This is a genomic window from Acidimicrobiales bacterium (assembly GCA_036273495.1).
In the GTDB taxonomy this organism is placed as follows: domain Bacteria; phylum Actinomycetota; class Acidimicrobiia; order Acidimicrobiales; family JAJPHE01; genus DASSEU01.
On sequence record DASUHN010000019.1, the window covers coordinates 19,593 to 27,174 of the forward strand.

The window sequence follows — 7,582 nt, forward strand, 5'->3', positions numbered from 1 at the left end:
GGAACAGCCGTTGGTGGGGTTGGGGCCCACCTGCCGGAGGAGGCGGGGGTGGGGACCCACCGGGAGATGGATCAGGCGGCGGAGCCGGCGAAGGGCGCGTCACCGAAGGTGAACACCCCCCCGTTGGACGTCACGATCCAGTAACCGCCCCCGTCGGGGCTGGGCGCCATGCCCACGACCGGGTGGCCGAGCGCCATGGTGGCGCCCGAGCCGAAGAAGGGCGCCGCCCCGAAGGTGAAGATGCCCCCGTCGGCGGCGACCATCCACAGGCCGCTCCGGTTCGGGACGCCGGCCGCGCCCACGATCGGGCGGGCCAGGCGGAGGCCCCCGAGCGAACCGAGGAACGGCGCGTCCCCGAAGGTGAACACCCCGCCGTCGGCCGCCCCCAGCCAGTACCCGCCGCCGTCGGGCGTCGGGACCAGGGCCACGATCGGGCGGTTCAACGGTGCCGCCGGGGTACCGGGCACGCCGCCGTGGAAGCCGGCGTCACCGAAGCTGAAGACCCCGCCGTCGGCCGCCACCAGCCAGTACCCCCGCCCGTCCCGCGTGGGGGCCAGGGCCACGACCGGCGCCGTCAGCCGGGTCCCCGCCGCCGAGCCGAAGAAGCCGGCGTCCCCGAACGAGAAGACCCCGCCGCCCGCCGACGCCAGCCAGTAGCCCCCGCCGTCGGGGGTGGCGGCGCCGGCCACGACCGGCTGGGCCAGCGGGCCGCCCAGCTCCGACCCGGAGCAGGTGAGGGGGCCGAAGGTGGCCACCGCCCCGTCGGCGGCGGCCAGGAGGTACCCGGGGCTGGCCGGGTTGGCCGGCGCCGCAGGCGCCGCGGCCCCGACCACCCGGCCGGCCGGCAGGCGGCCGGCGCAGCCCTGGGGAGCGGGCGGGACGAACCCCCGCAGGGCGCGGTTGGCGGCGTCGGCCACCACCACCAGGCCGGCCGGGGTGACCGCCACCGCCTCGGGGTCGTGGAGCGGGGCCGACGCCGCCGGCCCGCCGTCCCCGGCTCCGGGCGCGCCCGTACCGCCCACCGTGTAGATCACCCCGGTGGCGGGCGCCACCTCCCGCACCCGCTCCCCCGGGCCCTCGCTCACCAGCACGTCCCCGCGGGCGTCCACCGCCACCCCCGTCGGCCCGTCGAGCTGGGCGTGGAGGGCGGAGCCGCCGTCCCCGTTCTCGGCCCGGCCGCCCTTCCCCGCCACGGCGACGACGGTCCCCGACGTGGTCAGGGCGCGCACCCGGCTGTCCCCCGCTTCGACGAAGAACAGGTCGGCCGACGGCCCGAAGGCCAGCGCCGCCGGACCCGCCAGCTGGGCGGCGGGGGCAGGGCCGCCGTCACCGGAGGAGCCGTAGATCCCGCTGCCGCCGACCGTCACGAGAGCACCGGTGGCGGCATCGACCTTGCGGATGCGGTTGGCCGCCCCCTCGGAGAAGAAGACGTCCCCGGCGCCGTCCACCGCCACCCCGGCGGGACCCTCGACGGCGGCGCCTGCCGCCGGCGCGCCGTCGGGAGTGAAGCCCCACGTCCCGCTGCCCGCCACCGTGGTCAGCGCCCCGCTGCCCGCCGCCACCTCGACGACGCGGTCGTGGCCGGTGTCCGCCACGAACACGTCACCGCTGCTGTCAACGGCCACGCCGCGCGGGTCGGAGAGGTGGACCGCCACCGTCGTCACCGCGCCATCGGGCGCCACGGCGTACACCGCCCCCGTCCCGGCGTCGGCCACGTAGACGTTGCCGTTGCCGTCGGCGGCCAGAGCGTCGGGGTACACGAACGGCGCCGCGACGGTGGTGATCGTCCACGAGGGGGCGGGCGGGTCGGTGGCCGCTCCCGCCGCCCCGTCCGGACCACCCGCCGCGACCAGGGCGGCGACCGACACCAGCACGGCGCCGGCGACCCTCGCCGCTCTCACGGCGCCTCCCGGGCCCGATAGCGCGCCACCCACTGGGCGGTGCGCGCCAGGTAGGCGGTGGAGGCGCTGGCGCCGGACTGGCCGTAGGCGCCGTCGTAGCTCTGGTAGCAGAAGCCGGAGCCGGGCGGGCAGAAGTCCACGGCGGGCTCGATCTGGCTGCCCTCGTGCCACTCGTTGTACGACGTGATGCTGACCACGTCGGCGTCGGAGTCGAGGGCGCCCTGCCACGTCGAGTCGTAGGTGGCGCCGTTGGCGCGCGGGCGCACCGCGCCCTGGCCCGTGGCCCGCACGGCGGTGAAGCCGGGGGCCACCGACGGGCTGCACAGCAGGTGCAGCTCCCGGGCCGACCCGCAGATCTGGGCCATGGCCGGGCCGGTCACGTCGAACGGGTCGTAGGTGTACACGCCGCTGAACCCGGCGGCGGCGACGAACTGCTGCACCCCGCCCCGCTCCAGCACGTCCCAGAAGCTCTCGGCCCACACCCGGGCCCCGGTCACCCCGGCCAGCGCCGGCGCCCAGTCCGACGCCGTGAAGTCCTGGGCCCGGTACACCCAGAAGTCGCTGGCCCCGTAGGACGCCTCCAGGTAGGCGATGTCCTGCGCCACCGAGTCGGCGCTGCGCCCGTCGTAGGGCTCGATCTGCACGCCGACCTGCACGCCGTGGGCGGCGGCCAGCTGCTCGACCAGCGGCAGCTTCTGGTCCTCGAACGAGCCCCGCCCCCACCACGACACCACGGCCTCGTCGACGCCGGCGCCGGCCAGGTCCGCCATCTGGGCGTCGACGACCGACGGATCGCTGCTGCTGTAGGCGCCCCGCCCGGGGTAGTAGTCCGACCCGATGTCGAGGGGAGGGCTGTGGCCGCCCTCGTCCCAGTGCCGCCACTCCCCGTCGACGGCCAGCGACGCGTACCACGGGTAGTAGAAGGCGACGGTGCGCGCCGGCGGGCGCGGCGGCACCGACACCACCGCCACCGTGTGCCCGCGCGCCCCACCCCGGTATGGATCGTTGCCGAAGCCGAAGACGCCGCCGTCGGCCCCCGCCAGCAGGTAGCCGCCGGCGTCGGGGGTGGCGGCGATGCCGGTCACCGGCGCCGCCAGGGCCAGGCCCGCCGCCGAGCCGTGGTTCGGCGCGTCCCCGAACGCGAACACGCGGCCGTCGGCGCCGGCCAGCCAGTAGCCGTGGCCCGAGGGCGTCGGGGTCATGGCCGTCACCGCCGGGGGCGGGCGCGACGCCGCGGGGGAGCCGAGGAAGCGGGCGTCCCCGAAGGTGAAGATCCCGCCGTCCCCCGCCACCAGCCAGTACCCCTGGCCCGACGGGGTGGGCGCCATGGCCACGATCGGGCGCACCAGGTGCAGCGAGCCGGTCGACCCGAAGAAGGCGGCGTCCCCGAACGTGAAGATGCCCCCGTCCGACGCCACCAGCCAGTAGCCGCGGCCCGTCGGCGTGGCCGCCATGCCGACGATCGGCTGGTTGAGACGGATGCCGCCCGTCGAGCCGAGGAAGGCGGCGTCACCGAAGCTGAAGATGCCGCCGTCGGTGGCCACCAGCCAGTAGCCGCGGCCGGTGGGCGTGGCGGTCATCCCGACCACGGGCCGGCTGAGGCGCAGTCCCGCCGCCGATCCGTAGAACGGGGCCGCCCCCTGGGTGGTCACCCCCCCGTTGGCGCCCGCCAGCCAGTACCCCGGCGAGGTCCACGCCACCGAGGACACGTCACGCGGCGACGGGCCCGGCGCGCCCCGCGCCGACCACGCCGCCGTGACGGCGAGCAGCGGTACGGCGAGCACGGCTCCGAGGAGCCGGTTGCGGTGGGCGACCTGCCGTGCGATCCGCCGTGCCACCGGCCCCCGCCTTCCCCTGTCACACTTTCGCGGCTGCTCACAAGGTAACGGGCTGACCGCGGAGGAAAGGGTCATGGCCGACATCACCGTCTACGGCGCACCGTGGTGCCCGGACTGCAAGCGGGCCAAGGCCTTCCTGGCCGCCCACCGCATCGCCTACGACTGGATCGACGTCGACCAGGACGAGCGGGGCCTCGAGCACATCCAGGACCTGCAGAGCGGGGGACGGACCATCCCCACCGTGGAGTTTGCCGACGGCTCCCATCTGGTCGAGCCGTCCGACGACGAGCTGGCGGCCCGGCTCGGCATCCAGGTGGCCGCCGACCGCGACGCCTACGACGTGGTGATCGTCGGGGGCGGCCCCGCCGGCCTGTCGGCGTCGATCTACGCGGCGCGCGAGGGCATCGACGCCGTCGTCATCGACGCCGGCGGCCTGGGCGGCAACGCCGGGGTGACCGAGCGCATCGACAACTACCCCGGCTTCCCCGACGGGATCGGCGGGGGTGAGCTGATGGACCGCTTCGTCTCCCAGGCCCGCCGCTACGGCGTGGAGCTGGTGGCCGGGGCGCGGGTGAAGTCGCTCGGGCGGGAGGGGCCGGACATGCGGGTGACGCTGGCCTCGGGCCAGGAGATCGCCGCCCACGCCGTACTGGTGGGCACCGGCTCGACCTACCGCCGGCTCGGCGTCCCGGGCGAGGACGAGCTCATCGGCGCCGGCGTGCACTTCTGCGCCACCTGCGACGGCCCGTTCTACAAGGGGGCCGACGAGCTGCTCGTCGTCGGCGGGGGCAACGCCGCCCTGGAGGAGGGCGTGTTCCTGTCGCAGTTCGCCCGGAAGATCCGCATCGCCCAGGTTCTGCCGGAGCTCACCGGCTCCAAGCTGCTGCAGGACCGGGTGCGCGACCACCCCCAGTTCGACGTCAACACCAACACGACCATCGAGGAGCTCAAGGGCAAGGGAAAGGTGGAGGAGGTGGTGGCGCGCAACAGCGAGACCGGGGAGGAGTACCACTGGCACCCGGCCGGCGTCTTCGTGTTCATCGGCCTCACCCCGAACTCCGAGGTGCTGGCCGACTCCCTGGAACTGGACAAATGGGGCTTCGTGCCCACCGACGCCGCCTACCGCACGTCGGTCGCGGGCCTGTACGCCGCCGGCGACGTCCGCGCCGGCTCGACCAAGCAGCTGGCCTCCGCCGTCGGTGAGGGGGTGGCGGCGCTGCTGTCGATCCGCACCTACCTCCAGGAGCACCACCACCTGATGAGGGTGGACGTCAATGCCTGATCCAATCCCGCCGGCCCTCCGGTCCGTACATCTGTCGTGAGCACGCAGCCGGGCCTGCCCGCCGAACGCCTCTCCGACGAGGCCCTGCTGGCCGGCCTCGCCGCGGGCGACTCCGACGCGTCGGTGGCGTTCGTGCGCCGCTTCCAATCGCGGGTGTTCGGCCTGGCCCTCACCATCGTTGGCGACGCCGGCGCCGCCGAGGACGTGGCCCAGCGCGCCTTCGTGCAGGCCTGGCGCCACGCCGCCACCTTCGACCCCCGCCGGGGCTCGGCCCGGACCTGGCTCACCACCATCACCCGCAACCTGGCCATCGACTCCCTCCGCGTCCGGCGGGGCGTGCCGGTCGACCCCGAGCAGCTCACCACCCTCGTGGCCCGGCTGTCCGACGGACCGGAGACCCGGGCCGTCGACTCCGACCGCGCCGACCGCCTCCACGCCGCCATCCGCCGCCTGCCCACCGAGCAGGCCCGGGCCGTGGTGATGGCCTCGCTCTACGGCATGACGTGCACCGAGGTCGCCGCCGTCGAGGGCGCCCCCGTCGGCACGGTCAAGACCCGCATCCACGCCGCCATGCGCAAGCTGCGCGCCGCTCTCGTCGACCTCGATCCCGAGCTGGGCCGGGCCTATCCATGACCTCCGACCACGCCCCCCGCCCGGCCATGACCTGCGCCGAGGCCCGGACCGTGCTCCCCGAGCTCGGCCTCGACATCCTGCCCGGGGACGTGCGGGCCGCCGCCCTCACCCACGTCGAGGAGTGCGCCGTCTGCCAGGCGGACCTGGCCGGGCTGGTCGCCGTCGGCGACGCCCTCGTCTCGCTCGCCCCGGCGGTGGAGCCGCCGGCGGGCTTCGAGCAGCGGGTCCTGTCCGCTCTGCCCGCCCCGGCCGGCCGCCGCACCCGGCGGGTCTGGCTGGCGGCGGCGGCCGCCGTGGCGCTGCTGGCGGCCGGCTTCGGGGGCTGGGCCCTGGGTCCGGCCTCCGCCCCCAACGGCCACCCGGCCCCGGTGGCGGCCACCGGCCCGCTCGTGGAGGCCACCCTGACCGCCCACGGGACCACGGTCGGGCGGGTCTACGCCTACTGGGACAACCCGGGGTGGGTGTACATGACCGTCGACCAGCCCGGGCTGACCGGCCGGGTCACCTGCGAGCTGGTCCGGGCCAACGGGGCCACCACCGACATCGGCTGGTTCATGGTCGACAACGGCAGCGGGTTCTGGGGCGCCCCCGTGCCCTTCGACCCCTCGACCGTCCGCCAGGCCCGGCTCCTCGACGCCCACGGGAACGTGGTCGCCACCGCCCGCCTCTAGGCGGGGGACGATTCAGTCGTAGCCCGCCTCCTCCACCAGGGGCAGGCGCAGCCACGAGATCATCTGGCGCAGCTGCTGGTAGGCCGCCAGGCGGGCCTCCTCCGAGCCCGCCTCCTCGGCGTTGTCGACCACCGCCCACAGCCGGTGGACCATGGACGGCCCCAGCTCCAGCAGCCCCCCGCTCCCCCCGGTGGCCCACCGGGCCAGCACGTAGCGGACCAGGGCCCCTTCGGGGATGTCCAGGTTCCGGGCCAGGTTGCGGATCGTCACGAGGGGGTCGACCCGGGCGTAGAGGGCCACCTCGGCCTTGAAGTTGGCGTCCGGGTCGTCGGCCGCCCACGGGCCGTCCCAGGGCTCGAGGGCCACCACGGGGGGCGGAGGCTCCCCGGCTCCGGCGGTCACGGCCGCCGAAGCTAGCGGCGCAGGTGGCCGGGATGGCCGGTCCCGGGCGGGCCCTTAGGCTCGGGGTCGGAGGCGTCGGAAAGAGGAGAGCGCATGGAGTACCGCCGGTTGGGGCGGGCCGGCCTCAAGGTCAGCGTGCTGTCGTTCGGGTCGTGGGTGACCTTCGGGCCCCAGCTCGACGAGGGCCTGGCGGCGGAGTGCCTGGCGGCGGCCTACGAGGCCGGGGTGAACTTCTTCGACAACGCCGAGTCCTACTCGGGCGGGAAGTCGGAACAGATCATGGGCCGGGCCATCGCCAAGCTGGGCTGGCCCCGGCACAGCTACGTCGTGTCCACCAAGCTGTTCTGGGGACTGCACGACCTGCCGAACATGTCGAACACCCTCAACCGCAAGTACCTCCTCCAGGCCATCGACGGCTCGCTCGATCGCATGGGTCTCGACTTCGTCGACCTCCTCTTCTGCCACCGCCCCGACCCCGAGACGCCGGTGGAGGAGACGGTCGAGGCCATGTCCGACATCATCGAGCGGGGCCAGGCCCTCTACTGGGGCACGTCGGAGTGGTCGGCGCTGCAGATCAGGAAGGCGTGGGACTACGCCGACCGCCACAGCCTGCGCCGGCCGACGATGGAGCAGCCGCAGTACAACCTGCTCGTCCGGGACAACGTCGAAAAGCAGCTGGCGCCCCTGTGCGAGGAGATCGGCCTCGGCCTCACCGTCTGGAGCCCGCTGGCGTCGGGTCTTCTGACCGGCAAGTACCGGGACGGGATCCCGGAGGGGAGCCGGGCGGCCCTGCCCGGCTACGAGTGGCTGCAGGGGATGGTCACCGACGCCGGCAGCGGGGAGAAGGTGCAGCGG

The 7,582-nt window shown here is 75.2% G+C and carries 7 protein-coding genes; 4 read left to right on the top strand and 3 right to left on the bottom strand.

Annotated features, from left to right (window positions below; translation table 11 throughout):
* Positions 1 to 71: 71 nt before the first annotated feature.
* Positions 72 to 1,874, bottom strand: coding sequence for a hypothetical protein (locus tag VFW24_00860; protein ID HEX5265298.1), 1,803 nt, complete (start codon positions 1,872 to 1,874; stop codon positions 72 to 74).
* A 23-nt stretch (positions 1,875 to 1,897) separates the two neighbouring features.
* Entirely contained in the window at positions 1,898 to 3,739 is a 1,842-nt protein-coding gene (locus VFW24_00865) for a hypothetical protein (protein HEX5265299.1), read from the bottom strand.
* Positions 3,740 to 3,812: 73 nt separating this feature from the next.
* Between VFW24_00865 and VFW24_00870 the strand changes: the two genes are divergently transcribed.
* Genes VFW24_00870 through VFW24_00880 form a run of 3 tightly spaced genes read left to right on the top strand, consistent with a single transcriptional unit; the run spans position 3,813 to position 6,325 of the window.
* Positions 3,813 to 5,021 carry an FAD-dependent oxidoreductase gene (locus VFW24_00870; protein ID HEX5265300.1) on the top strand — a complete coding sequence of 403 codons (1,209 nt, stop codon included), beginning with the start codon at positions 3,813 to 3,815 and terminating at the stop codon, positions 5,019 to 5,021.
* Positions 5,022 to 5,057: 36 nt separating this feature from the next.
* A complete protein-coding gene (locus VFW24_00875; GenBank protein HEX5265301.1) occupies positions 5,058 to 5,654 on the top strand; it encodes a sigma-70 family RNA polymerase sigma factor in 597 nt (198 codons plus the stop codon).
* Positions 5,651 to 6,325: a hypothetical protein gene (locus tag VFW24_00880; GenBank protein HEX5265302.1), complete on the top strand. Its 675-nt coding sequence runs from the start codon at positions 5,651 to 5,653 to the stop codon at positions 6,323 to 6,325. Before VFW24_00875 ends, VFW24_00880 begins: the two co-directional genes overlap by 4 nt.
* Positions 6,326 to 6,337: 12 nt before the next feature.
* On the opposite strand, the gene VFW24_00885 is transcribed toward VFW24_00880, so the two are convergent.
* On the bottom strand, positions 6,338 to 6,727 hold the full coding sequence (locus VFW24_00885; GenBank protein ID HEX5265303.1) for a DUF6027 family protein: 390 nt from the start codon (positions 6,725 to 6,727) through the stop codon (positions 6,338 to 6,340).
* A 93-nt stretch (positions 6,728 to 6,820) separates the two neighbouring features.
* On the opposite strand from VFW24_00885, the gene VFW24_00890 reads away from it, so the two are divergent.
* A partial coding sequence (locus VFW24_00890; protein ID HEX5265304.1) for an aldo/keto reductase occupies positions 6,821 to 7,582 on the top strand: 762 nt, incomplete at its 3' end.

Excerpts from the sequence above, each read along its gene's own strand:
- VFW24_00870 (HEX5265300.1), top strand. The coding sequence starts at position 3,813 with ATGGCCGACATCACCGTCTACGGCGCACCGTGGTGCCCGGACTGCAAG.
- VFW24_00880 (HEX5265302.1), top strand. The coding sequence starts at position 5,651 with ATGACCTCCGACCACGCCCCCCGCCCGGCCATGACCTGCGCCGAGGCC.